Source organism: Clostridium sp. (assembly GCF_017888565.1).
Taxonomy (GTDB): Bacteria; Bacillota; Clostridia; order Clostridiales; family Clostridiaceae; genus Clostridium.
In genome coordinates this window covers 15,076-41,130 of the sequence record NZ_JAGHFX010000090.1, presented here as the reverse complement: position 1 = coordinate 41,130, position 26,055 = coordinate 15,076, and the positions used below count along the sequence as shown (strand labels likewise).

Here is a 26,055-nt window from a genome sequence, read left to right as displayed (position 1 = left end):
GATTGTTTGAGGTAATCGTGAATTTTTTGTTTTTCAACAGAGTATTATATATGAATAAAAAAAGTTTATATAACTGATAATAGGGTTATATAACTAAGAATAGGTTTATATAGAAAGGAGATAAGAATATGGATAATGCAATGTTTTGTTATCAATGTGAGCAAACTATGGGGGGCAAGGGGTGTACTAAGATGGGGGTTTGCGGTAAAACACCAGAAGTTGCAAATCTTCAGGATTTATTGATTTATCAGCTAAAAGGAATATCATGTTATGCTAGACCATTAATAGACAAAGGGGAGCTTATAGATAAAACAATAGTTGAGTTTGTAGAAAATGGACTTTTTACAACCTTAACTAATGTTAACTTTGATGTAGAAGTACATATACAAATGCTTAAAGATTCTCAAAAAATAAAAGAGTTATTACGAAGCAAAGCACCAAAGGGGGATTATCCTGATCCTGCTACATATAACTTAAGTGCTACTAAACAGGAAATGCTAAAGGATGCAGTTAAAGCGGGAATAATGTATGATCAAGAATTAGATGCAGATATAAGATCATTAAGATCAACTATTCTTTATGGATTAAAGGGAATATCTGCTTATGGTCATCAATCAAGGTTTATTGATTTTTATAGCGATCAAGTGGATCAATTTTATTTTAGAGCATTAGAAATTATAACAAATGATAGTGTCGAAGTAGAAGAATTAATACGTTGGGTAATGAGAACTGGAGAAATAGCTGTAGAGGTTATGAGAGTTTTAGATGATGCAAACACAACTAGATACAAAAATCCAACACCTCATAAAGTAAATGTAAATATTAAAAAAGGACCATTTATAGTTGTTTCAGGCCATGACTTAAGAGATTTAGAAATGTTATTAGAGCAAAGTGAGGGAAAAGGAATAAATATATATACACATGGAGAAATGTTACCATCTCATGGGTATGATGGACTTAAAAAATATAAGCATTTAGTAGGAAATTTTGGATCTGCATGGCAAAATCAACAAAAGGAATTTGATAATATACCAGGATGTATTCTTATGACAACTAATTGCTTAATGAAGCCAAGAGAAAGTTATAAAGATAGAATTTATACTACTAGTGTTGTCGGATGGGATGGAATAGTGCACATAGGACGAGATGAAAATGGATATAAGGATTTTTCAGAAATAATAGATAAAGCACTTGAGTTAGGTGGATTTGAAGAAGATGAAGAAGAACATGAGATACTAGTAGGATTTGCTCATAAATCAACTTTAAGTCATGCAGATAAGATAGTAGAATCAGTTAAAGAAGGTAAGCTAAGACATTTCTTTGTAATTGGAGGATGCGATGGAGCAAGACCAGGAAGAAATTATTATACAGAGTTTGCTGAGCAAGTTCCAATGGATTGTATTATTTTAACCCTTGCTTGCGGAAAATATAGATTTAATAAGTTAGAATTTGGAGAAGTAAATGGATTGCCTAGGCTTTTAGATGTAGGTCAATGTAATGATGTTTATTCTGCTGTGAAAATTGCAACATCTTTAGCAGATGCTTTTGATACAGATGTAAATGCATTACCATTATCTATAATTTTATCATGGTATGAACAAAAAGCTGTTGCAGACTTATTAGCATTATTATCTCTTGGAATAAAAGGAATGTTCTTAGGACCATCATTGCCAGCATTTATATCACCAAATGTATTGCAATATCTAGTAGATACATTTGATCTTAAACCTATTAGTACACCAGAAGAAGATTTAAAGACATGTCTTCAACAAATAGTATAATATAAATATTTTAGGAGATGTAGTTATGCTATATCTTCTTATTTTTTTGATTCTTATTATACTTTGAAGTTAAAAAAAGGTTATGATATAAAGTTTTTATTATTTTAATGATTAAAGATTAAACTGATTTTATGATGTTATATATGCATTTTTTAATGTAAGATTATAATTTTTCAAAATTTGATTTGAATCACATTTTTATTTTAAAAATTTTCTTATAATTTACTCATAGATAAGAAAACAAGGTTGGAGGGATTGATTATGAAAAATAATATAAATAAAAATCTAAGTTTAGGTGAATGTGTTATTATTTATCCTGCTATTGTTGAAAAATTTAATGATATGCAATTAGACTATTGCTGTGGTGGAAATAAAAATTTAGAAATTGCATTAAAAGAAAAAAATATTGATGTAGATAAATTTATTGAAGATATAAATAAAGATCTTAAAGAATTTATATTTGATAATTCATCATATATAAATTGGAATGAAAGAAATTCAGAAGAATTAATTCACCATATAATAAATACTCATCATGCTAAAACTTTTGAATTACTAAGAGATATAGACCCATTACTAGTTAAGGTATTTAAAGTTCATTATACTCATTTACCAGAAGTTTTAACAAGAGTTCATAAACTTTTTGGAGCATTAAAATCTGAGTTAGAAGAACATTTAATAAAAGAGGAAAAAATATTATTTCCAAAGATAATTGAATTTGAGGCTACTAGTGATGAGGCAAAGAAGGATATTTTAAAAGAAGAAATCGAAAGCTTTATAGGAGAACATGAAGCAGCAGGAGATATACTTAAAGAATTAGCGGATATTACTGATGATTATAATGCTCCAGAGTGGGCGTGTACAAGCTTTAAATTATTATATATGAAGATGCATGATCTTGAAAAAGACTTATTTGTTCATATTCATAAAGAAAATAATATTTTATTTAAGAGATATCAATAGAAGTTTGATTAAAAATATAGAGGTGATTAATTTGGAAAAGAAAAGATTTATTTTAGATAATGGTGTAAATAGAGCAGTTAATGAAGAAAAAATAAAGGAATTAACAGTACTTTTAAGAAATCTGAATGAAAAGGGATTAACAGAAGATTTAAAGGGAAAAGGATTAAAACTTGTTAAATCAATAAGTCCGCTGGAACTTTCTATGGCAGAGCAAAGCTTAGTAGAAGAAGGAATGGACCCAAGTGAATTAAGACATTTATGTGAAATTCATATGATGATTTTACAAGGTGAACTTGAAAAATTACAAAGTAATATATCTAAGGGACATGTCTTATATACATTAGTTGAAGAACATGCATTGATTTTAAGCTTTTTAAAGGAGTTAGAAGAAGCAACAAATGTAATACTAGAAATGGAAAGTTATGATAATAACAGAAAAGAATTTACAAGAGTGACTGAATTAATTATTAGTATATTAGATGCTGAACCACATCATAAAAGAGAAGAAGATGTTTTATTCCCAGAGCTTGAAATAAGGGGGATAACTGGTCCAACTAGAATAATGAGACTTGAGCATGAAGATTTAAGAAAAAAGAAAAAAGCATTAAAGGAATTAAGTGAGTCAGTTGCAGACTTAGATTTTAATGAATATAAAATCGAATTAAAGAAACTTTCAAATGCTATTTGCTTTGAATTAAAAGATCATATATTCAAGGAAAATTATATATTATATCCTACAGCATTAGAAAGTATAGAAGGCGATATTAAGTGGGATAATATGAAAAAAGAATGTGATAATATAGGTTATTGTACATTTACACCTGAAGATTGTAAGTAATAATCTTATCTTTAATAAGCTAAATGTAAATTGAAATTAAGTGAATTTTTAAAATTAATATATAAATTAATTAAATACCTTCTTGTAAATTATATAATTTAATTATAAATGTGAATTTTATAGTATAATTAAATTGAGTTATATGATTTAGGTTAGGAGGTATTTTATTTTGAATTGTGATTGTTGTTGTGAAAAATGTGCAAGTAGATTATATGCACAAGAAGTACCTATATTTGAATCACTTTCTGAAGAGGAATTAGATAGGATAATTTCAGTAAGAAAGCATATGGTTTTAAAAAAAGGAGAAAGCCTATTTTTAGAAGGAGATAAAATTTCGAAGCTATTTATAATAAGTGAAGGAATTATAAAAATAAGTAAAAGTACTGCAACTGGAAAGGAACAAATTATAAATATATTAACTGTTGGAGATTTCCTTGGAGAAAGTAATATACTAGGTGATACTAAGGAAAGTAATGTATCAGCAGTAGCAGTAAAAAATACTGAATTATGTACTATTTCAAGGGAGGATCTAAAAGATATATTATATTCTAATCCTTCCATTTGTTTGAAACTTCTTTCAGAATTAAATAAAAGATTAATAGAAGTAGAAAATCTTTCGAAAAATTTATCTAATAATAATCCAGAAGCAAGAATATGTTGTATGCTTTTAGAGTTCTCAGAGAAATATGGAAAAGATATAAATGGAAAGATAGAAATAGATTTGCCTTTAAATAGAGAAGGAATGGCTAATTATTGTGGCATAGCAAGAGAAACATTAAGTAGGAAACTAACTTTATTAGAAAATGAAGATATTATTAAAGCTTTAGGTACGAAGAAAATAATAATTAATAATTTAAGCTTATTAGAAGAATCAATATTTTAAAAATGATGTATTATTATGTATACATATTGCGATTGCAAGAATAATTTATATTGTTTATGTAAAAAGAAGGTAGATATTATTTATCTTTTTTTTATTTCATATATATCAAATAATATTACATTAAATATATTATTTAATATTTACCATAAATTATTTAAAATAAATTCTGGTATTCTTACAATAGATATAAAAAAAATTAGATGATATAATATATTGTAAATAATTGCAAGGGGTATTATAAAAGATATAATGTATATTTAGTATGCTATAAAAGAGGGGTAGATAATTTATATGGAGTTGATATTTAATAAACCATTAGAAGAAGTAATAAGAGCTAGATATTCTGTTAGGAATTATGAAGACAAGACTTTATCTCAGGAATTAATAGAAAAAATAGAGAATTATATAAGTAAATTAGATAATCCTTTTAAAATAAAAGTGAGAATAAATCTAATTAAGAAGGAGACTTATAAAGATGTAATTAGACTAGGCACTTATGGAGTTATAAAAGGAGCAAACTATTATTTAGTAGGTGCATGTGAAAATAAAGATTTTGCATTAGAAGCCTTAGGATATACATTTGAAAAATTAATATTATATTGTACTTCGCTGGGGCTAGGTACAGTTTGGCTTGGAGGAACATTTAGTAAAGGTGATTTTGGAAAGACTATTAATTTGAAAAGTAATGAAATATTACCAGTAGTATCACCAGTTGGATATGAAGGGGGAAGGAAATCATTTCTTGCTTCTTTTATGAAAGACCATAAAAATATAAGAAAAGATTATTCAGAATTATTCTTTAATGAAAATTTTGATACTCCGATTTCAAAGGAAGAAGCAAAGGAGTATGGAGAAGCACTTGAAATGGTACGATTAGCACCATCATCAATGAACAAGCAACCATGGAGAATAGTTAAGGTAAAGGATGATATTCATATATATAATAGTGGTAATATTACCATGAATAAAATAGATATAGGTATAGCACTTTGTCATTTTGATTTATATATGAAAGAAAAAGGGATTAATGGGGAATTTAAATTCATAAATCCAGTTATTAAAAGTAAATATGCATATGTTATTTCTTGGGTAAGAGATAATTAGATGTTTTAAAAGGAGATGTATTGGGGCATCTCCTTTTAATTTACACTAGAAAATTAAAAAAAATATGTGATCTTTAGTTAATTGATTGAATAAGTGTAATTTCTTATTATGTTAGTATTTAAAAAGATAGAAAAATAAATTTTTATAAAGTTATATAAATAATATACAAATAAAAGAATGAATTTACAAATTAATATATCTAAAGTTGATATTATAGTAATTGTAAAGGGTTTGATAAACCTGTGAAACAGAAATGAATATAAATAAGATTATTAAAAATTAAAATAATTATTTAAGGGTGGGATAGAATAATGGTACAAGAAAACTTAACAAAAATTCTAGAAAAGAGATTTGACAAGACAATAAAGGAAGCAAGTAACGAAGAAATCTATTTAGCTTTATTAGAATTAACAAAAGGAACAATTAATAAAAAGGGAACTAATAAAGGAGATAAAAAACTTTACTATATTTCAGCTGAGTTTTTAATAGGAAAGTTATTATCAAATAACTTAATTAATCTAGGACTTTATGAAGAAGTTAAAGAAGTATTAGCTGTAAATGGTAAAAAATTAACTGAAATAGAAGAAATAGAACTAGAACCATCATTAGGTAATGGTGGACTTGGAAGGTTAGCTGCATGTTTCTTAGATTCAATTGCAACTTTAGGATTAAATGGGGATGGGGTAGGGTTAAACTATCATTTTGGATTATTCCAGCAAGTATTTGAAAATAATAAACAAAAGGCAGTAAAAAATCCATGGATAACTAGTGAAAGCTGGTTAAATAAATCAGATATAAAATTTGAAGTATTATTTGGAGGATTTAAAGTTATATCAAGTCTTTATGATATAGATATTACAGGTTATGATAAGTCTTGTAATAAGCTTCGTTTATTTGATATAGATACAATAGATGAAACACTAGTAGAGGATGGTATAAACTTTAATAAGGAGGAAATAAAGAAAAACTTAACTTTATTCTTATATCCTGATGATAGTGACAAAGCAGGGCACTTATTAAGAATATATCAACAATACTTTATGGTAAGTAATGCAGCTCAATTAATTTTATTAGAAGTTGAAGAAAATGGATATGATTTGCATAAATTATATGATTATGTAGTTATTCAAATAAATGATACACATCCATCAATGGTTATTCCTGAATTAATTCGTCTTTTAGGAGAAAGAGGAATAGGAATGGAAGAGGCTATTGAAATAGTTACAAAGACTTGTGCATATACAAATCATACAATATTAGCAGAAGCATTAGAAAAGTGGCCAATAGAATATTTAGATAAGGTTGTTCCACAATTAATGCCAATTATAAGAGAATTAGATAATAAAGTAAAAGCTAAGTATGATGATGAAAAAGTATATATTATAGATAAAGATAATAGAGTTCATATGGCTCATATGGATATTCATTATGGATTTAGTGTAAATGGAGTTGCTGCACTTCATACAGATATATTAAAAGAAGAAGAGTTAAAACCATTTTACAATATTTATCCAGAGAAGTTTAATAATAAGACAAATGGGATAACATTTAGAAGATGGTTAATTCATTGCAATAATGAACTTGCAAAGTATATAAGTGAGCTAATTGGAGATGATTATAAGAAGGATGCTACTAAATTAGAAAACTTATTAAAATATATAGATAATAAAGAGGTTTTAAAAAAATTAGGAGAAATTAAGAAGAATAATAAAATTGCTCTTAAGAATTATCTAAAAGAAACTCAAGGTGTTGAAATAGATGAAAACTCAATATTTGATATTCAAATTAAGAGACTTCATGAATATAAGAGACAACAAATGAATGTTCTTTATATAATCCATAAGTATTTAGATATCAAAAATGGAAATATCCCAGAAACTCCAATAACAATGATATTTGGAGCAAAGGCAGCACCAGCTTATATAATAGCTCAAGATATAATCCATACTATCTTATGTCTACAAGAAATTATAAATAATGATTCTGCAGTTAATAAGTATTTAAAAGTTGTTATGGTAGAAAACTATAATGTAACAAAAGCATCAAAATTAATCCCTGCTTGTGATGTTTCAGAGCAAATTTCTTTAGCATCTAAAGAAGCTTCTGGAACAGGTAATATGAAGTTTATGTTAAATGGAGCATTAACTTTAGGTACAGAAGATGGAGCGAATGTTGAAATACATGAATTAGTTGGAGATGACAATATTTATATCTTTGGGGAAGCAAGTGAAACTGTTATTGAACACTATAAAAAAGCAGATTATGTTTCTAAAAAATATTATGAAAAACCTGCAATAAAGGAATTAGTTGATTTTATAGTTAGTGATGAAATGATAGCAGTTGGAGATGAAGAAAACTTAACAAGACTTCATAAAGAATTAATCAATAAGGATTGGTTCATGACATTACTAGATCTTGAAGAGTATATTAAAACTAAAGAAATAGTATTTAAGGATTATGAAGATAGAGAAACTTGGAATAGAAAAGTTTTAGTTAATATTAGTAAAGCGGGATTCTTCTCATCAGATAGAACTATTGAACAATACAATAAGGAAATCTGGAAATTAAAGTAGAAGATCATTATAAATTACAACTACAAAGAGGCAGTAGATAGGTTTGTATAAAACAAATCTATCTACTGTTTTTCTGTAATTAATTATGAAAAGAATTATTACTAATTAAATTTCAAGGGCGTCGCGAAACGCGACGTCCTTGAAATTTTTCTATTAACTTTTTATTTATTAAAATAATATGTTTATTTATTGTCTATTTTTTATCTGAAGTTAACTTCACGTTCAGGAATTTTACATTGTAAGTAACTTTCAATTTCCTCTAATATATTGTAGTTTTTAGGATCTGTAATAAGGCATGCATAGCCGCTATCTCCAGCACGAGCTGTTCTTCCTATTCTGTGAATATAGCTTTCAACACTTTCTGGTGCATCATAATTATATATATGAGTAACCCCAGTAACATCTATTCCCCTTGAAGCAACATCGGTTGCTATTAAATATTGAATTTCACAATCTTTAAAAGATTTCATTATCTTTTCTCTTTTATTTTGAGGAACATCACTATGTATTTTAGCAGCTTTTATACCTTTAGTAGCAAGTTTTATCTCTAACTCATCAGCTCTTCTTTTAGTTCTACAAAAGATAATAGACATAAATGGATTATCTTCTTCTAAAACCTTAACTAAAGCATCAACTTTCCATCTATCTGTAGTTTTAACTACTTCTTGTTTAATATTAGGAATTTCAGATTCTTCATTTTCTGTAATATCAATTATAGTTGGGTTATTCATATATCTATAAGCTAGTTTTTTTACTTTAGAATCTATAGTTGCAGAAAAACAAAGAGTTTGAAGCTTTTTAGGAGCATAAGACATTATTTTTTCAATTTCATTTTTAAATCCCATTAAAAGCATTTGATCAGCTTCATCTATAACAACAGTATTTAACTTACTTAAGTTTATACTATTTCTTTCTAAATGATCAAGTAATCTTCCAGGAGTTGCAATTATTAAATTAATACCTTTATTAAGTTTCTTTAATTGAGATCCAACGTCTTTTCCACCATAAGCAGCTAATATTCCTATATTATTTATATTAAATTTATTAGCCTCTTCAGTTATTTGTATTGCTAGTTCTCTAGTTGGAGATAAAATTAGCACTTCAGTATTTTTAGAATTACTATCTATTCTTTGAAGTATAGGTAATAAAAAGGCTAGTGTTTTTCCAGAGCCAGTTTTGGATTTTCCTATTACATCATTTTTATTGATTATTTCAGGTATAACATTAATTTGAACTTTGGTAGGTGTTGTAATACCATTTTTCTTTAATTCATCAACTAATTTTGTATTTATTTTTAAATCTTTAAAATTCATAATTAATTCCTTTCTTTAGAGGTCATATAAAGTAAATTAGAGCTTGGTATCCGGTGAAAGACATCCAAGCTCCACAATTATATTACTTATCTATTAATGGCTTAATAATAACATTTAATATATTAATAATCAATATAAAGTTATAATTCATTTAAAATTGAATGAATTATTTAGTTATATCATTAATTGAAAATATTATTAAACAAAAAATCTGTATTTAAATTATATGTACAGATTTTTTTTACTTTATATTTAGGAAATCTTAAGCTTTATATGAAAATATATTAAGATTTTAAAATTATACTGAAGTTAATAAAAAATATGCAGTAGATAAAAGGTACTGAGTAATTTAAGACTAGTATTTTTATAGATGCTTATTTAAATTATATAGATTAATTTATAAAAGGAGAAAATTAATGAGTAAAAGTAAGATACAGACGAAACAGTGGATATATTTATTGATAGCAATAGTATCACTTATTTCTATAATAATTTATTTTAGGTCAAGTGGTATTTTAGGCTATATGACATCATTAGAAGATTTTAAAGGCTATATTGAAGGGTTTGGAAATAAAGCTTACATTGTATTTTTCTTATTACAATTGGCATCCATTATTATTGCTCCTATACCTAGTAATGTAAGTGCTGTGGCAGGTGCAATGGTATTTGGAATGTGGGAGTCTTTTATAGTAACTACTTTAGCTATAATTAGTGGGTCAGCAATAATATTTTACTTATCAAGAATATGTGGAAGGGCATTTGTAGAAAGGTTTGTGAGTACAAAAGTTTTACAAAAATACAAAGAAGTAATAAATTCTCCAAAGGGAGAAATAATAATCTTTTTAATGTTATTACTTCCATTTTTCCCTGATGATATAATAAATTTTCTAGTTGGGATTAGTAGTATTAGCTTTAAAAGATATTTTATTATATTAATACTTACAAGGCCTTGGGAAGTTTTAATAGCAAGCGCATTAGGTTCAGCAAGTATATCAATACCTTTATGGGGATGGGGAGGAGTACTATTAATATCTGCAATTATAGTAATTAATAGTAGTAAAATAGAAGAAAAATTAACTAGATTAATAAAATCAATATAAATATAGGAGTTGTTACAATGATTTGAATCTCAATGTTAGATGTTTTATGCCTAACATTTTAGGTCACTTCAATAATACAACTCCTATTATAGTTTTTAATTAATTTTAATTTTATATTATTTAATACATGTTATTAGTCAAGTTTAATAATTTGAAATTCATAAAAATAAAGAGGAGCTTGGTATCCGGCGAAAGACAACCCAAGCTCCTCAAGTAATTAGCACTTACGTACCAACTGCTCAATAAGAATAACATTAAATAGATAAATAGTCAACAAAAAGTTTTAATTTATTTATTGATTTAATCAATATCTATAATATCAAGTTAGTAATTAAAGAATTAAATAAAATATTATAAATAAAAAAATCTGTATTCAAATTAATGAGTATAGATTTTTTTTAAGTTATATTTAGAAAGTCTTTAGATTTATATCAAAAATATATTAAGATTTTAAGCTTAAACTAAAATTAATAAGAGAAAAGGAGATAGAGAAATGGATATAGGAGTTTTAAATCAATATTTTTCACAATATGGAATAATAGTTGTTTTTATAATTGTATTTTTAGAATATTTAAATTTACCTGGTTTTCCGGCAGGAATAATAATGCCACTTGCTGGAGTATGGGCTTCGAAAGGTGGAGTAAATATTATTTTAGTAATAGCACTTTCTGTTTTAGCAGGACTTTTAGGAAGTTGGGCATTATATTTTCTAGGTAGATTTTTTGGAGAATTTATACTAGAAAAGTATTTGAAAAAATTTCCTAAGCATGAAGTAGCTATCAATAAAAATTTTAAAGTTTTAAGAGAAAAGGGGTCTATGGGAGTATTTATAAGTAAGCTTTTACCAATGGCAAGAACATTAATTTCAATTCCAGCAGGAGTTTTAAAATTAGACTTTGTTAAATATACAGTAAGTTCAATACTTGGAATATTTATATGGAACTTTGTATTTATCGGCGCTGGATATGTATTTGGAGAAGCAGTATTTCAAAAATTAGCTTTTTTATAAGGGGGATATAAATGAAAATAGCAATGTTAACTAATAATTATAAACCGTTTGTTGGGGGAGTACCCATATCTATAGAAAGATTATCTAATGGGCTTAGAGAACTTGGGCATGAAGTTTATATATTTGCTCCAACTTATGAAAATCAAGTAGAAGAAGATTATGTTATAAGATATAAGTCAGCTAATTATAAATTTTCAGGTGGAATAGTAATTCCAAATATGTTTGATAAAGAAATAGAAGAAAAGTTTAAATCATTAAAAATTGATATAATACATGTTCATCACCCAGTTCTTATGGGACAAACAGCTTTACATTTAGGTAAAAAATATAATATTCCAGTGGCTTATACATACCATACAAGATATGAACAATACTTACATTATATAAAAACTTATAGAGCATTGGAAGAAAATGCTAAAAAGAATGAAGAAAATTACTTTGGAGAGTTTGAAGATTTAATATTAGATTTTACTAAAGAAAAATTAGTTCCTGGACTTGTGAAGTATTTTACAAATAAGTGTGATTTAGTATTTGCACCAACAAATATGATGAAGGAGTATTTAATAGATAATAATACTAAAACAAGAATTGAAGTTATGCCAACTGGATTAAATGAAAGTTATTTTGAAGAAGAAAATGAAATTGTGAAAGAAATAAGAAAAAAATATAAAGGTGATAAAAAGTATCTTTTTTGCACAGTATCAAGATTAAGTAAAGAAAAGAATATTGAATTTATTATAGAGGGAATTAAATTATTGAAAGATAAGATTGGAAACTCATTTAATACTTTAATAATTGGAGAAGGACCAGAAAAAGAGTATTTAATTAAAAAGGTTAAAGAATTAAATTTAGAAGATAATATAACATTTTTAAATAAAATTGATAATAAGGAAATTGGAAATTATTATAAAGCTTGTGATTTATTCCTTTTTGCGTCTAAATCTGAAACTCAAGGGATTGTATTACTTAAGGCTATGGCAGCAAAACTTCCAGTAGTTGCAGTTAAAGCAAGTGGAGTAGTTGATGTTGTAATAAATGATAAAAATGGGTATATGACAGTTGAAAATATAGATGAGTGGTCAGAAAAAGTGAAAGATATTGTAAGTAGCTGTGATAAAATGAATGAACTTAAATATGGAGCATATAATGAAGCTTTAAAATATCTAAATTCTAATATAGCTAAAAAAGCTGAATATCATTATGAGTACACTATAAAAGAATATTATAATAGAGGATTTAAATATGAACTTAAGGCGAATTAATGAAACTATAATAAGTAAATTATTTATAGGATATCTAGAGTTAGTTTTCAAAACAAGTGATATAGTTTTAAATGAATTTAATTTTGATATAAATAATAGTATCATTGGGTTTTGGCATGGAGATAGTTATTCAATGAATTTAGTTATAAAGAAGTTAATTAGTGAGAAATTTAGTTTAAATGTAATTGTTACAGCGGATACGAGAGGAAATTATATAGAAAATGTCCTGAAAAAATATAAAGTTAAAGCTTTGAGAATGCCAGATGGAATTAAGATGAAATCATTTTTAAGGGAATTAAGGTTAGTGAGTAAAAAAGAAAATGAAGCAGTGGCAATAGCATTAGATGGACCATTAGGACCATATCATACTCCTAAAAAATTAGGGTTTTCTTTATCAAGAGAAACTAATAAAAAATTTATTGGAGTTAAATTAGATTACTCAAGAAAGATAAGTTTAAAAAGTAGGTGGGATAAATATATAATTCCACTACCATTTACAACTATAAAAATAAATATTAATGACTTTGGAATTGTTACATCAGATAATCTTAAGAATTTTAAATGGTATAGTGAAAAAATTAAAGAAGCTCTTTAGAAAATCTTTAGAATTAACTAAAGTATATCTTTAGGATTAGAAGATATACTTTAGTTAATGAGATTAATTTAAGGTTTTTATTGTATAATATTTATATTATTACAGAAAAAGAGGGAGTTAAATTATGAAGGCATATAATGTTTTAGTTGTAGAAGATGAAAAGGAAATAGCAGATGCTATAGAAATATACTTAAAAAATCAAGGGTATAATGTGTTTAAAGGATATAATGGTGTAGATGGTTTAGAAATTATAAATAAAGAAGAAATTCATTTAGCTATAGTTGATATAATGATGCCAAAAATGGATGGAATAGCTATGACAATGAAGCTTAGAGAAAAATATGATTTTCCAGTTATTATGCTTTCAGCAAAATCTGAAGAAGTTGATAAAATAATGGGATTAAATATAGGTGCAGACGATTATGTTACTAAGCCTTTTACGCCTTTAGAATTACTAGCTAGGGTAAATTCTCAGTTAAGAAGATATTCAAAATATCTAAGTTTAGTAGGTGTAGAAAAAGAAAAATCTAATAGCTTTGTAATTGGAGGACTTGAATTAAATGTTGATACAGTTGAATTAACTGTTGATGGGAATCTAGTAAAAATAACTCCAATTGAATTTAAAATACTTCATTTGCTTATGCAAAATCCAGGAAGAGTATTTTCTCCGGAAGAAATATATGAAAGAGTATGGAACGAGCAAGCAATTAATACTGATACAATAATGGTTCATGTAAGAAATATAAGAGAAAAAATTGAAATTAATCCTAAAAATCCGAAATATTTAAAGGTGGTGTGGGGAGTTGGATATAAAATTGAAAAGCAGTAAAAATAATTATTTTTTTAGTGTAATAGTATATATATTAGTGATTATGACATCAATAGGTTTAGTAGCATCTTACCCTAGAATAGCAAAACTTGCAAATGAAAAAGAAAAGCCTCCATATTTTGAAGATTATAATTTTCAGATGGATCTATATAAAGGAAGTTTTGTATTGTATAAAGATTTATTAGAAAAGGAGCAAAATAAAGATATTTCTGCTGATGAGATATTTTTTAAAGATTATAGAGGTTATAATGGAGACAATATAGATGATTATGGTTATATAAAGAGAAATATTAATTATGAAATAGGAATTTGGAATAAAGTATTAAAAAGAGAATTAAAGAATTTAGATTATTATATAGTTGATAAAAAAACTAATACTTCATCTTCAAATTCAGAAAAAAAATTAAGTGATTTAATTTTAAATGAAGGTAATAAAGAAGTTTTAAATGATTTAGATAATTATTATGCTTATTATATGGTTATTGATTATAATGAGTATGGAGAAATTAGCGTAAATAAATTAAAAGGTGCAAATGAAGATGTAATAGGTACATTCTTAGATTTTCAGTGGAGAAATTTAATTAATGGAGATAGTAATTTTGTTTTATCAAATCCTAAAAATATAACTATTGTTTATGGAGTACCAAATGATCTTAAATATGTTGATAGAATAAGCAATTATATTGATAGGGCAGATAGCTATGCATATGGAGATATAATACTAGTCTATATATTAATAGCTTATATAGCTATAATATTTATATCATTAATTATTCCATTTAGAAAATCAAAAGATATTATAGGAGTTAAAAGAATTATCAAGATTCCTTTTGAGATAAATGCAATTATAATTACGTTAGTAACAACTTTAGTTGCATTATCACCTAATATATCATATTGGACTGTAAATAATGAATGGGTTAAGGAATCTCTAGTAAGAGTTGGAATACCATTTGAGTTTACAAATTCAATATTAATGATAGGTAATATTGCTTATTGGTTTGTACTATTAATAACAGCTTTTACAGCAGTAGTGTTAATTAAATATATATTTAATAAAGGGTTAAAAAGCTATATAAAAGAAAATACAATAATATATAAAATATTTAGGCTAATAAAAAGAATATGGACAAAAATATATGATGAAGTTACAAATATAGATTTAAATGATAAATCTAATAAAATAATAATAAAGATATTAGCAGTTAACTTTATAGCTCTTGCTTTTATGAGTATCATATGGTTTTTTGGAGTAGGTGCAGCTATAATATATACAATATTTTTATATTTTATTTTAAGAAAGTATTTTAATGATATAAGGAATAAGTATCAAATATTATTAGAAGCTACCAATAAAATTGCAGAAGGTAATTTAGATGTTACTATAGAAGAAGAACTTGGAGTTTTCGAGCCATTAAAAGATGAACTTCAAAAAATACAAAAAGGATTTAAAAATGCAGTTAATGAAGAGGTAAAAAGTCAAAGGATGAAAACAGAGCTTATTTCTAATGTTTCTCATGATTTAAAAACACCTTTAACATCAATAATTACTTATATAGATTTATTAAAAGATGAAAATATAAGTGAAGAAAATAGAAAGTTATATTTAGATACATTGGATAGAAAATCTCAAAGGCTTAAGAACTTGATAGAGGATTTATTCGAAGTAAGTAAGGCAACAAGTAAAAATGTTCAGTTAAATGTAGTTAATGTAGATATAGTTTCACTTATGAAACAAACACAATTTGAATTAAGTGATAAAATTGAAGAATCATCATTAAAGTTCAAGTGGAACTTCCCAGAAAATAAAGTTATAGTTCCTTTAGATAGTCAAAAGACCTTTAGAGTATTTGAAAATTTACTAATTAATATAGTAAAATACTCAATGCCAAACTCAAGAGTATTTATAGATATAATAGATGGAAATGATGAAGTTTATGTAACATTAAAAAATATGTCTTCAAATGAAATAGATTTTACGGCTGAAGAAATAGTAGAAAGATTTGCAAGAGGAGATAAGTCTAGAAATACAGAAGGGTCGGGACTTGGCTTAGCAATAGCTAAGAGTTTTGTTGAATTACAAGGTGGAACATTAGATATAGAAATAGATGGAGATTTATTTAAAGTAATATTAAAATTTAAGAAGTAGTTAAAAAAATCACTAATGTCTATATGATATTAGTGATTTTTTATAATTTTAGAAGAATGTTCCTAAAGATATTGAAATAGTTTGTCCGTTTAACTATAATAAATATGGATTAAAAGATTGTAGGAGGATTAACAAATGAGAAATTTTAAAAAATTGTTATCACTTATTTTGATATCAATGTTCTCAGTTATTTTAATTGGATGTGGATCGAATGAAAAAAATGAAGAAGCTTCTGTAGAAGATACAACATTAAAAATTGGTTTAATGCCTGCCGTTGATACAGCACCAATACTTATTGCAGAAAAAAATGGATATTTTAAAGATGCAGGTATAGATGTAGAAATAGAAATTTATAATAATGCTCAAAATAGGCAAAGTGCTCTTCAAAGTAATGCTATAGATGGGGCAATGACTGACTTTATAGCTGTTGCTACTAATGTAGATGGTGGATTTGATATAAAAGCAACAACAATGACAGACGGGATGTTTCCTGTATTAGCTACTGAAGGAGCAACGGATAAAAAAGACATAAAAGTAGGTATGATGGAAGTAAGTGTTTCTAATTACTTAATAGATAAGTGGCTTGGAGATAAATATAATGTAGAAAAGGTATTTATTAATGAAATACCAGCAAGACTTGCAGCTTTAAAAAGTGGTGAAGTTGATATGAGTTTATTCCCAGAGCCAGTAGCTTCAAATGGAGAATTACAAGGATTAAAGAAAAATATTTATGGGATGGATGATGAGTTTTCACCAGATTGTTTAGTTTTCACTGGAAAATCTATATCTGAAAAGCCAAATACAATTAAGGCTTTCCATGAAGCATATAATAAAGCTGTAGAAGAAATAAACAAAAATCCTGAAATCGCAAAAGATATATTAATTGAAAAAATACCAAATACAAATCCTGCTGTAAAAGATATTATGGTATTACCTACATATAAAAAAGCAGCCCTTCCAAGTGATGAGTATTTACAAAGTATAATAGACTGGACTGAAAAAACTTTAAATAAAGATTTATCAGTAAAGCCAGCTGATTTATTAGAAGGAAAATTTGTAAAGTAGTATGATAAAAATGAGTGATTTAACTGTAAAGTATAAGAATGAAAAGGCTATAGATAATTTAAGTTTATCTATAGAAAAAGGAAAAACTTATGCAATTATAGGTAAATCGGGATGTGGAAAAACAACCCTGCTATATACTATAGCAGGGCTTATTTCTAATTATGAAGGGAAATTAGAAATAGAAGGAGAAACCTCTTTAATACTACAAAATTTAGGGTTATTTAATTGGTTTACAGTATATAAAAATATAGAGCTTGGATTAAATAAATATAAATTTGCAAAAAAAGAAAAAGAAAAATTAGTTAACGATGTATTAAAAGAATTAGATTTAGTAGCTTTGAAGTATAAATATCCAAAGGAGCTAAGCGGAGGTCAAAAGCAAAGGGTAGCTATAGCAAGAACAATAATAAGCAATCCAGAAACACTACTATTGGATGAAGCTACTTCTGCACTAGATTCAATAAATAAGGAAAAAATTCAGGATTTACTTTTAGATATAAAAGATAAAAGAAATAATACTATGATTTTAGTTACACATAGTATTGAAGAAGCTGTTTTTTTAGGTGAGTATATAGTTGTTATGAAAGAAGGTAAAATACATAGCATAATTAATAATAGATATTTTGGTGATAAAGATATAAGAAGAAAGCAAGAGTATATAGAAATATGTAATGAGGTAAGAGGTAAACTATATGATTAAAGAGCTACTATTAAAAATGATAAAAGGACTTTATGGAGTAATAATTGTAGTTGCTTTATGGTATTTACTAAGTATATTAATAGGTTCTAATATGGTACCATCCCCTAAAACTACTATATATGAGTTAATAAGATTATTACAAAATGATTTTATATATCATATTCTATATAGTATGTATAGGATATTAGGAGCAATAGCAATATCTTTAATTATAGGTATTCCAGTTGGAATTGCTCTTGGACTTAGTAATTTAATAGATAAAATAATATCACCAGTAGTATATTTATTATATCCTATACCTAAAATAGCTTTCTTACCTATATTTATGGTTATGTTTGGAATAGGAGATAAATCTAAAATAATACTCATGGTAACTATAATTATTTTTCAAATTTTAATTGTTACAAGAGATGCAGTTAAGGAAATTGACAAAGATGTGTTAATATCTGCAAAAGTTATGAAATTTAGTAAAGTGGATACTATATTAAAAGTAGTAATGCCTTCAATAGCACCCAAAATATTTTCGGCTTTAAGAGTAAGTATAGGGATAGCAATTTCAGCTTTATTTTTTAGTGAAAATTATGCAACTAAATATGGAATAGGATATTATATAATGAATTCATGGTCAATGGTAGATTATAAAGGAATGTTTGCTGGAGTATTAGCTCTTAGTATAATGTCTCTTATTATATTTAAAATTATAGATTTATTAGAAAAGAAAATATGTCCATGGAATTAACAAAAGCCTAATTACTTTAAAATACTCTTTGATAAGGATGTTTTAAAACTAATTAGGCTTTTATTATTCACTATTATTCACCAAGGGCTATAAGAGGGATTAATTGAAGTAAAATGATTAAATGCATCTTTATATCTAAATATTTTATTTAAGGTGTTATTATCGTAGTAATCTCCTATAAATAACCATGATAATAATATATTTACTTAGAAGTAAAATGTGATAATATGTAATATTTTCGTTGGGTCTAGAAATAATGAAAAATATTGCTAAGTAGAAATTAATTTAATTTGGAATTTAATTTAATTTTAAGGTTTCTATGATAAAATTTTATTGGGATTGACAATATCATTTTATTGGAATTGACAATAATACAAGTAAAGAATAAAAAATAGGAATGAATTTAGGAAAAAGAGAACTTTTAAGAATTTAAAAATAGATGGAATTTAAATTTTAATACAAATAAGGGGGTTAATAATATGAAGTTGTTACTAGTGGAGGATGAAAGAGAACTTTCAGAAGCCTTGTTTCAAATACTAACAAATAATAAGTACTCAGTTGATTCAGTTTATGATGGAGAAGATGGTTTAGATTATGCTTTAACAGGAATATATGATGTCATAGTTTTAGACATTATGCTACCAAAATTAAATGGGTTAAGCTTATTAAAGCAGTTAAGAAAATCAGGAATTTCTACACCAGTTATTATGCTTACAGCTAAAAGTCAAATTGAGGATAGAGTTTTAGGCCTGGATTTAGGTGCAGATGATTATTTAACAAAACCTTTTGCTACAGAAGAGTTACTAGCTCGCTTAAGATCTATAACTAGAAGAAAAGGGGCTGTTGTAAATGACAATATATTAACATATGGAGATATAAGTTTAAATTTAGATACTTATGATTTAGATGTAAATAATGAAAGTATAAGATTAACTTTAAAAGAATTCGAGATAATTAAATATTTTATGGAAAGGCCTAAATGTGTTGTTAGTAAAGATGATATAATAACAAAACTCTGGGGCTTTGACTCAGATGTTGAATATAACAATATAGAGGTATATATTTCATTTATAAGAAAAAAATTATCTTATTTAAAATCAAATGTAAGTATTGTAACTATAAGGGGAGTAGGATACAGGATGGAGGAGTAGAGTTGTTTGACAAATTAAAGAAAAAATTTATATTAATAAATATGTCACTATTAACCTTAGTATTTATATTGATTTTTGGGACGATATATATTAATACTGCTATTAATATGAATAGAGATTTAGAGCATCAATTAAAAGGTGCTATGTTTACTCCTCGTAAGGGAGCAGGACCAGATTCTCCAATGATGGCGGGTAGCATAATTATTGATTTAGATACTGATAATAATATAGCAAATGTATTAACCTTTATGGAAGTTGATAATGAGATATTAGAAGATACTGTATATAAAATAATAAAAAGTGATAAAAAGTTTGATAAAGTAAAACTAGATGGAAATAGTTATGTATATATGAAAGAAGCTACCAATAAAGGTATGAAGATAGTACTTATGAGTAGGGAACCTCAAATAAATGCTTTATCAAGTCTTTTAAGTTCATATTTAACTATTGGGAGTATAAGCTTGGTAGGACTATTTTTTATAAGTATTTATTTAACTAATAGAACTATAAAACCTATAAAAGATAGCTTTGAAAAGCAAAAACAATTTATTGCAGATGCTTCACATGAGCTTAAAACACCTCTTGCAATTATAAGAACGAATACATCTGTAGTTTTATCTAATAAAGACGATACTGTAAGTAATCAAATTAAATGGATAAATTATATAAATAATCAAACAGAAAGAATGACAAAATTAATAGATGAAATGCTATCTTTAGCTAAACTTGATACAGGTAAAGAGCTTATAGAATTTTCAACATTTGATTTAAGTAAATTGTTAAATAATATATTATTAACATTTGAAGCAGTTATATTTGAAAATAAAATTGAACTAGAAACCAATATTTTAAATGATGTGCTTTTAAAAGGAGATAAAGAAAGCATAAAAAAAGTATGCATAATATTATTGGACAATGCAATAAAGTACACTAATAAAGATGGGAAAATATATGTGGATCTAAATTTAGATAAAAATAAAATAAGACTAAAAGTTAGAAATACAGGTGAAGGTATAAAAAAAGAAGATTTAAATAAAGTATTTGAAAGATTTTATAGAGTAGATACTTCAAGAGCAAGAGAAACCGGTGGATATGGATTAGGATTATCAATAGCTAAATCTATAGTTGAAAGACATAATGGAAAAATATATGCTGAAAGTAATCTTGGTAAAGATACTACATTTACAATAGAGCTAAATAGTGAAAAGTAAAATTTATAATTAAAATAGGAGAAAAGATATTATGGATGATAGAGATTATATAGAAAAAGAAACTAAGTTAGTTTATAGCTATATATTACAAGATAATGAGAAATTTGATAACAAAAAGCAATTATATGCAAGGATATTCAACAGTATAAAAACTACGTCACAATGTGATATTGGTGGAATTGAAACATTAGATTTATCAGTAAGTGAAATTAAAGATATTATAAAAGATGTAGTTGAAAATTATAAGTAGTATTAATACTATGTGAAATATATTTAAACATAGTTTATCAATAAAAAAACAAACTATGGTTGATTATTGCCCAAGGCAAAGGACTTTTTATATAAAGAATATAGAAGGACGAGATGCAATTGATAATTAAAAATGGATAAGTACAATTAGTAATTAAAAAATGAAATAGTGAAAAGTTAATGAGAAAACTCAGCCAAAGCTGAGTTTTTAAAATTAATATTTGAAATTTTTGAAGATTAGCTTTAGATTTTTAAATAGATTTAGCTATATTTAGTTTTCGGATAATATTTCTTATTAATTTTTACAAGATCATTATAAAAGTTCCAATTGTAATGAATATTCCTCCTACAACTGTTTTAACTGTAAGGGCTTCTTTTAAAATTACAAAAGCTAAGATCATGGTTATTACAACACTGAATTTATCTATTGGAACTACTTTTGAAGCTTCTCCAATTTGAAGAGCTTTATAGTAGAATAGCCATGATAGACCTGTGGCTATACCTGATAAAACTAAAAAAATCCAGCTTTTTTGGCTTATGTTATTAATTTGATTTAAGCTACCGTTTATAAAAACTATTCCCCAAGCCATAACTAAGACTACAACTGTACGTATTGCAGTAGCTAAATTTGAATTTATGTTTTCTATTCCTATTTTAGCTAAAATAGATGTAAGCGCGGCAAATAAAGCTGATAGTAATGCATAAATAACCCACATATTAGCAACTCCTTTAATATTAAATTTTTTTAGCAATATAAAATCCTCCATTAAAATTATAGTTATGTTTAATTATATAGTATCATTAAAAATAAGAAAAGGTGCTGGTAAGATATGAAAATTGGAATTATTTCAGATACACATAATTTGTTACGAGAAGAGGTAGTAGGATACTTATATAACTGTGACCTAATAATACATGCAGGAGATATTTGTAGTAAGGAGATATTATTAAAACTTAATAATATTGCAAAACAGTTGCTGTGAAAGGCAATAATGATAATAAAAATTTTGAAGATATATTAAATAAAGAAGAGCTATTAGAAATAGATGGTAAGAAACTATATTGTCCATGATAAAAATAACATAAATGTTAATTTACTAGAGATTGATATTATAATATATGGGCATTCACATAAATATAGTTTAGATATAAGCGAGAATATTATATATCTTAATCCAGGAAGTTGTGGAAGAAAGAGATTTTCATTACCTTTGACTATGGCTATTATGAATATTATAAATGGGGAAGTACAAATAGAAAAAATAAATATAAATAATTGAAAAACATACATATAATATGCATTTAAAGCATTATATATAGTAAGATGAATTTAAATATCAATTATAATTTAATAATATTTAATACTTAAAAAACTATTAAGATTAAAGAAAAAAAGAGGAGAACGGTAGTAGAGTATAGAAATAGTAACTGTATCAAATTTTATGGAGGGGGTAGTATGGTATTATCAACTAATCCGGCAGTTAGACTATACGAGATCTTAAGTAAATCAAAAGAGTTTTGTAGTAGCAATGCTAACAAACAAAGTAGATTTAGAACGGTAGAATCAGTTCTTGCTCAGGTTTTCGATTTAGATATAAACGATGATGAGAAAATATTTAAATCTATCATACAAATTATTGGAATGATAGAAAATATTAAAAAACTGACTAATAAGATTGAAAGTAATTCAAAAGATGAATTAGTAAAATCTCTTACTAATTTTGAAAAGAAAATTATGGCTATAGGATTAGATGATGATATACACAAGTTAGATATTATAATTACAAAGGAAATATTGATATCTATAAATGGTTTAGCTTTAGCTTTAGATGTATGTAATCAATATAAAAATATTGAAGAAGAGAATTTAATGAAATTTAAAGAAAAGATACAAGTTTTATTAGAGGAGTTAGAAGAATTAGAGGTAAATGAGGAACTAAAGTCATTTTTAAATAATGTACTTAGTGATTTATATTATAAAATAGAAGAATATAAAATATACGGAATAGATGGATTGAAAACATCTATAGAGCAAGGACTTGGAAGCATAATGCTTAATAAAAATATTTGTGAAGAGGCATCTAAAAATCAAAGGTTTAAAGAAAATATTAAAAAGGTTTTAAGCTTGCTTACAAGTATTAATACGACTATTTCCTTTGTTAAAAATATAATACCAATAGCACAGGATGCAAGTGATATAGTGAATAGATTATTAGGATAGAAAAATAATAAATGTTAGAAATATGTATATAGTTAATTAATGAGAAATACCGTTTATTTTATAAACGGTATTTATTTATTAAAATTTATTTATATGTTGTATGAGTAGATGGTTCATTTTCACCATATGGAGTTTTTTCATTAGCTTTATTTTTGATTCTCTTATCATAATTAGATGATGATGGGTTAGTAACATCGTTAGAATTTTTGTTTTTCATTTTAAGTCCTCCTAAATTATTATTATCAATAATAGAATTCCCTTATTAATAGAAAATATTATTTTATAATTTATAATAATAAAATGTCTTTCTCGAACTATTTAAATTCAATAGTATTTATAAATCAATCAATTTTTATTAAAACTAGATAGTTTGCATAAATTTAATTTCTTATTTTAATTAAATGATTTTCTTAACTCTTTAAAGTAATACCAATAAAAATTATGTGAATAATTAATTGCAATAAATATATAAATTTGATATATAATTGAATGTAGTACAAAATAAGAAAAAAATAGATTTTGATTTTGGAGGAAATATGGATATAAAGAAAATTTTTATAATAGAAGATGAGGAAAAAATAAGAAATGAATTATGTACATTTTTAAATAGATATGGATATGAAACTAGTTATTCTTTAAATTTTGAAAATATAGTAGAAGAATTCATGAAAGAAAAATATCATTTAGTTTTATTAGATATTAATTTACCTTATTATGATGGATATTACATATGTAGAGAAATTAGAAGAAGAAGCTCTGTACCAATAATAGTTGTTACTAGTAGAGATAGTGAAGTAGATGAACTTATGAGTATGAATTTGGGTGCAGATGATTTTATAACAAAACCATATAATACTCAAATACTTCTAGCTAGGATTTCTTCAATAATAAGAAGAACTTATAATAGCTATGATTCGGAAATATTAGAGTATAGAGGTTTATTACATAATTTATCTACAAGTGAAGCTGAATATGACAATAAAAGAATAGAATTAAGTAAAAATGAAAGTAGAATATTATATGTTTTAATTAAAAATAAAGAAAAGATAGTATCAAGAAATGAAATAATTGAATCTTTATGGCAATCTGATGAGTTTGTTGATGATAATACATTAACAGTGAATATAAATCGATTAAGAAAAAAACTAGAAGAAATAGGTGCAATAGATTATTTAAAGACTAAGAGAGGACAAGGATATATATTGATATGCGATTAATTGATTTCATCAAGGAAAGAATGTTATTTATTATAATAGGTATAGTAATATTAGCTTTTAGTTCAATATTACTTAGGGCTTTGAGTGTAGATTTATATGCCATTGTATTTATATTCATTCTTAACTCTATAGGAATATTAATATTTCACTTATATGATTATTTTAATAAAAAAAAGTATTATGATGAATTAATTTCTAATTTAGATACGATAGATAAAAAATATTTAATTTCAGAAATTTTAGAAGAAGGAAGTTTTTTAGATAGCAAAATTTTATATTATGCACTTAAAGAAGCTGCAAAATCAATGAACGATGAAATAGCTTCTTTAAAAATAAACAATAATGAATACAGAGAGTATATAGAGCTCTGGGTTCATGAAATAAAAACTCCAATTTCAAGTTGTAAATTACTTATAGAAAATAATAAATCTGAATTAACTAAAAGTATAGATGAGGAAATAGATAAAGTTGAAAACTATATTGAGCAAGCACTTTTTTATACAAGAAGTAATGCTTTAGAAAAGGATTATATAATAAAAGAATTAAATTTAAAAAGTTCTGTAAACAAAGTCATAAAAAGAAATGCTAATACCCTAATAGAAAGAAAAATAAAAATCGAAGCTAGTGATTTAGATGTATTTGTATACTCAGATAGTAAGTGGATTGAGTTTATTATTAATCAAATAGTATCTAATTCTATAAAGTATATTGGAAGTGGTGAGTGTAAAATAAAATTTTATACAAAAAAATTAGGTGATAATATTGTTTTACATATTGAAGATACTGGAATTGGAATGAATGAAAGTGATGTAATTAAAGCTTTTGATAAAGGATATACAGGAGAAAATGGACGCAAATTTGGAAAATCAACAGGGATAGGGCTATATTTATGCAAAAAGCTAGCATCTAAACTTGGGATTGGAATAAGTTTAAACTCAGAATTTAGAATTGGTACTAAAGTATCAATAACATTTCCTATAAATAAAATGATGATTTTTGAAAATTAATTTTAAATATTATTATATTACAAAAGTGTAAGTTTTCTGTTATGTTCTTCAATGGATTATATAATGATTAAATCTTAAAATTATCCTATAGTATCA

The 26,055-nt window shown here is 25.5% G+C and carries 26 protein-coding genes; 23 read left to right on the top strand and 3 right to left on the bottom strand.

Annotated elements, in window-relative coordinates; genetic code table 11:
- Positions 1–128 precede the first annotated feature (128 nt).
- From hcp to J7M87_RS17395, 6 genes are all read left to right on the top strand, one after another.
- Entirely contained in the window at positions 129–1,781 is a 1,653-nt protein-coding gene (gene hcp / locus J7M87_RS17420; RefSeq protein ID WP_291653018.1) for a hydroxylamine reductase, read from the top strand.
- A gap of 261 nt (positions 1,782–2,042) precedes the next feature.
- A complete protein-coding gene (gene ric / locus J7M87_RS17415; protein WP_291653016.1) occupies positions 2,043–2,744 on the top strand; it encodes an iron-sulfur cluster repair di-iron protein in 702 nt (233 codons plus the stop codon).
- 31 nt (positions 2,745–2,775) lie between these two features.
- Positions 2,776–3,582 carry a DUF438 domain-containing protein gene (locus tag J7M87_RS17410; protein WP_291653014.1) on the top strand — a complete coding sequence of 269 codons (807 nt, stop codon included), beginning with the start codon at positions 2,776–2,778 and terminating at the stop codon, positions 3,580–3,582.
- Positions 3,583–3,751: 169 nt separating this feature from the next.
- Positions 3,752–4,465, top strand: a complete 714-nt coding sequence (locus J7M87_RS17405) for a Crp/Fnr family transcriptional regulator (RefSeq protein WP_291653012.1) — start codon at positions 3,752–3,754, stop codon at positions 4,463–4,465.
- Positions 4,466–4,756: 291 nt separating this feature from the next.
- Positions 4,757–5,569: a nitroreductase family protein gene (locus tag J7M87_RS17400; protein ID WP_291653011.1), complete on the top strand. Its 813-nt coding sequence runs from the start codon at positions 4,757–4,759 to the stop codon at positions 5,567–5,569.
- Between the two features lie 311 nt (positions 5,570–5,880).
- Positions 5,881–8,142, top strand: a complete 2,262-nt coding sequence (locus J7M87_RS17395; protein ID WP_291653009.1) for a glycogen/starch/alpha-glucan phosphorylase — start codon at positions 5,881–5,883, stop codon at positions 8,140–8,142.
- Positions 8,143–8,342: 200 nt separating this feature from the next.
- Here the strand turns inward: J7M87_RS17395 and J7M87_RS17390 are convergent, their stop codons facing one another.
- Positions 8,343–9,455 (bottom strand): DEAD/DEAH box helicase, encoded by a 1,113-nt coding sequence (locus tag J7M87_RS17390; protein WP_291653007.1) that lies wholly within the window; start codon positions 9,453–9,455, stop codon positions 8,343–8,345.
- Between the two features lie 416 nt (positions 9,456–9,871).
- Here J7M87_RS17390 and J7M87_RS17385 point away from each other — a divergent pair, with 416 nt between their 5' ends.
- The 12 genes from J7M87_RS17385 (at position 9,872) to J7M87_RS17330 (ending at position 21,515) form a co-directional block, all read left to right on the top strand.
- Complete coding sequence (locus J7M87_RS17385) at positions 9,872–10,555, top strand: VTT domain-containing protein (RefSeq protein WP_291653005.1); 684 nt, start codon at positions 9,872–9,874, stop codon at positions 10,553–10,555.
- 493 nt (positions 10,556–11,048) lie between these two features.
- Positions 11,049–11,564: a DedA family protein gene (locus J7M87_RS17380; RefSeq protein ID WP_291653003.1), complete on the top strand. Its 516-nt coding sequence runs from the start codon at positions 11,049–11,051 to the stop codon at positions 11,562–11,564.
- Positions 11,565–11,575: 11 nt separating this feature from the next.
- A complete protein-coding gene (locus tag J7M87_RS17375) occupies positions 11,576–12,826 on the top strand; it encodes a glycosyltransferase (protein WP_291653002.1) in 1,251 nt (416 codons plus the stop codon).
- A complete protein-coding gene (locus tag J7M87_RS17370) occupies positions 12,807–13,421 on the top strand; it encodes a hypothetical protein (RefSeq protein ID WP_291653000.1) in 615 nt (204 codons plus the stop codon). The genes J7M87_RS17375 and J7M87_RS17370 overlap by 20 nt, the downstream gene beginning before the upstream one ends.
- Before the next feature lie 124 nt (positions 13,422–13,545).
- Positions 13,546–14,250, top strand: coding sequence for a response regulator transcription factor (locus J7M87_RS17365; protein WP_291652999.1), 705 nt, complete (start codon positions 13,546–13,548; stop codon positions 14,248–14,250).
- Positions 14,225–16,399: a sensor histidine kinase gene (locus tag J7M87_RS17360; RefSeq protein WP_291652996.1), complete on the top strand. Its 2,175-nt coding sequence runs from the start codon at positions 14,225–14,227 to the stop codon at positions 16,397–16,399. The genes J7M87_RS17365 and J7M87_RS17360 overlap by 26 nt, the downstream gene beginning before the upstream one ends.
- 135 nt (positions 16,400–16,534) lie before the next feature.
- Positions 16,535–17,464, top strand: a complete 930-nt coding sequence (locus J7M87_RS17355) for an ABC transporter substrate-binding protein (protein WP_291652995.1) — start codon at positions 16,535–16,537, stop codon at positions 17,462–17,464.
- Between the two features lies 1 nt (position 17,465).
- A complete protein-coding gene (locus J7M87_RS17350; RefSeq protein ID WP_291652994.1) occupies positions 17,466–18,164 on the top strand; it encodes an ABC transporter ATP-binding protein in 699 nt (232 codons plus the stop codon).
- Positions 18,157–18,903 carry an ABC transporter permease gene (locus tag J7M87_RS17345; protein WP_291652993.1) on the top strand — a complete coding sequence of 249 codons (747 nt, stop codon included), beginning with the start codon at positions 18,157–18,159 and terminating at the stop codon, positions 18,901–18,903. The genes J7M87_RS17350 and J7M87_RS17345 overlap by 8 nt, the downstream gene beginning before the upstream one ends.
- 479 nt (positions 18,904–19,382) lie before the next feature.
- On the top strand, positions 19,383–20,054 hold the full coding sequence (locus J7M87_RS17340) for a response regulator transcription factor (protein WP_291652991.1): 672 nt from the start codon (positions 19,383–19,385) through the stop codon (positions 20,052–20,054).
- 2 nt (positions 20,055–20,056) lie between these two features.
- The gene (locus J7M87_RS17335) at positions 20,057–21,265 is read left to right on the top strand and encodes an ATP-binding protein (protein WP_291652989.1); all 1,209 of its coding nucleotides are present in this window, start codon (positions 20,057–20,059) and stop codon (positions 21,263–21,265) included.
- A gap of 31 nt (positions 21,266–21,296) precedes the next feature.
- Positions 21,297–21,515: a hypothetical protein gene (locus J7M87_RS17330; protein ID WP_291652988.1), complete on the top strand. Its 219-nt coding sequence runs from the start codon at positions 21,297–21,299 to the stop codon at positions 21,513–21,515.
- A gap of 301 nt (positions 21,516–21,816) precedes the next feature.
- On the opposite strand, the gene J7M87_RS17325 is transcribed toward J7M87_RS17330, so the two are convergent.
- Positions 21,817–22,230, bottom strand: coding sequence for an EamA family transporter (locus J7M87_RS17325; RefSeq protein ID WP_291653061.1), 414 nt, complete (start codon positions 22,228–22,230; stop codon positions 21,817–21,819).
- Positions 22,231–22,344: 114 nt separating this feature from the next.
- On the opposite strand from J7M87_RS17325, the gene J7M87_RS20465 reads away from it, so the two are divergent.
- The 3 genes from J7M87_RS20465 (at position 22,345) to J7M87_RS17315 (ending at position 23,735) form a co-directional block, all read left to right on the top strand.
- Complete coding sequence (locus J7M87_RS20465; protein ID WP_365846107.1) at positions 22,345–22,497, top strand: metallophosphoesterase family protein; 153 nt, start codon at positions 22,345–22,347, stop codon at positions 22,495–22,497.
- Between the two features lie 63 nt (positions 22,498–22,560).
- Positions 22,561–22,794, top strand: a complete 234-nt coding sequence (locus J7M87_RS17320; protein WP_291652986.1) for a metallophosphoesterase family protein — start codon at positions 22,561–22,563, stop codon at positions 22,792–22,794.
- A gap of 176 nt (positions 22,795–22,970) precedes the next feature.
- Positions 22,971–23,735, top strand: a complete 765-nt coding sequence (locus tag J7M87_RS17315; RefSeq protein ID WP_291652984.1) for a hypothetical protein — start codon at positions 22,971–22,973, stop codon at positions 23,733–23,735.
- A gap of 85 nt (positions 23,736–23,820) precedes the next feature.
- Here J7M87_RS17315 and J7M87_RS17310 read toward each other — a convergent pair whose 3' ends face one another.
- On the bottom strand, positions 23,821–23,952 hold the full coding sequence (locus tag J7M87_RS17310; protein WP_291652982.1) for a hypothetical protein: 132 nt from the start codon (positions 23,950–23,952) through the stop codon (positions 23,821–23,823).
- A gap of 319 nt (positions 23,953–24,271) precedes the next feature.
- Between J7M87_RS17310 and J7M87_RS17305 the strand changes: the two genes are divergently transcribed.
- A complete protein-coding gene (locus tag J7M87_RS17305) occupies positions 24,272–24,952 on the top strand; it encodes a response regulator transcription factor (RefSeq protein ID WP_291652958.1) in 681 nt (226 codons plus the stop codon).
- Positions 24,943–25,959 carry a sensor histidine kinase gene (locus J7M87_RS17300; protein ID WP_291652956.1) on the top strand — a complete coding sequence of 339 codons (1,017 nt, stop codon included), beginning with the start codon at positions 24,943–24,945 and terminating at the stop codon, positions 25,957–25,959. Before J7M87_RS17305 ends, J7M87_RS17300 begins: the two co-directional genes overlap by 10 nt.
- Positions 25,960–26,055 lie beyond the last annotated feature (96 nt).

Coding starts and splice junctions, on each gene's coding strand:
- hcp (WP_291653018.1), top strand. CDS start 129: ATGGATAATGCAATGTTTTGTTATCAATGTGAGCAAACTATGGGGGGC.
- ric (WP_291653016.1), top strand. CDS start 2,043: ATGAAAAATAATATAAATAAAAATCTAAGTTTAGGTGAATGTGTTATT.
- J7M87_RS17400 (WP_291653011.1), top strand. CDS start 4,757: ATGGAGTTGATATTTAATAAACCATTAGAAGAAGTAATAAGAGCTAGA.
- J7M87_RS17395 (WP_291653009.1), top strand. CDS start 5,881: ATGGTACAAGAAAACTTAACAAAAATTCTAGAAAAGAGATTTGACAAG.
- J7M87_RS17390 (WP_291653007.1), bottom strand. CDS start 9,455: ATGAATTTTAAAGATTTAAAAATAAATACAAAATTAGTTGATGAATTA.
- J7M87_RS17385 (WP_291653005.1), top strand. CDS start 9,872: ATGAGTAAAAGTAAGATACAGACGAAACAGTGGATATATTTATTGATA.
- J7M87_RS17380 (WP_291653003.1), top strand. CDS start 11,049: ATGGATATAGGAGTTTTAAATCAATATTTTTCACAATATGGAATAATA.
- J7M87_RS17375 (WP_291653002.1), top strand. CDS start 11,576: ATGAAAATAGCAATGTTAACTAATAATTATAAACCGTTTGTTGGGGGA.
- J7M87_RS17370 (WP_291653000.1), top strand. CDS start 12,807: ATGAACTTAAGGCGAATTAATGAAACTATAATAAGTAAATTATTTATA.
- J7M87_RS17365 (WP_291652999.1), top strand. CDS start 13,546: ATGAAGGCATATAATGTTTTAGTTGTAGAAGATGAAAAGGAAATAGCA.
- J7M87_RS17355 (WP_291652995.1), top strand. CDS start 16,535: ATGAGAAATTTTAAAAAATTGTTATCACTTATTTTGATATCAATGTTC.
- J7M87_RS17350 (WP_291652994.1), top strand. CDS start 17,466: ATGATAAAAATGAGTGATTTAACTGTAAAGTATAAGAATGAAAAGGCT.
- J7M87_RS17345 (WP_291652993.1), top strand. CDS start 18,157: ATGATTAAAGAGCTACTATTAAAAATGATAAAAGGACTTTATGGAGTA.
- J7M87_RS17340 (WP_291652991.1), top strand. CDS start 19,383: ATGAAGTTGTTACTAGTGGAGGATGAAAGAGAACTTTCAGAAGCCTTG.
- J7M87_RS17330 (WP_291652988.1), top strand. CDS start 21,297: ATGGATGATAGAGATTATATAGAAAAAGAAACTAAGTTAGTTTATAGC.
- J7M87_RS17325 (WP_291653061.1), bottom strand. CDS start 22,230: ATGTGGGTTATTTATGCATTACTATCAGCTTTATTTGCCGCGCTTACA.
- J7M87_RS20465 (WP_365846107.1), top strand. CDS start 22,345: ATGAAAATTGGAATTATTTCAGATACACATAATTTGTTACGAGAAGAG.
- J7M87_RS17320 (WP_291652986.1), top strand. CDS start 22,561: ATGGTAAGAAACTATATTGTCCATGATAAAAATAACATAAATGTTAAT.
- J7M87_RS17315 (WP_291652984.1), top strand. CDS start 22,971: ATGGTATTATCAACTAATCCGGCAGTTAGACTATACGAGATCTTAAGT.
- J7M87_RS17310 (WP_291652982.1), bottom strand. CDS start 23,952: ATGAAAAACAAAAATTCTAACGATGTTACTAACCCATCATCATCTAAT.
- J7M87_RS17305 (WP_291652958.1), top strand. CDS start 24,272: ATGGATATAAAGAAAATTTTTATAATAGAAGATGAGGAAAAAATAAGA.
- J7M87_RS17300 (WP_291652956.1), top strand. CDS start 24,943: ATGCGATTAATTGATTTCATCAAGGAAAGAATGTTATTTATTATAATA.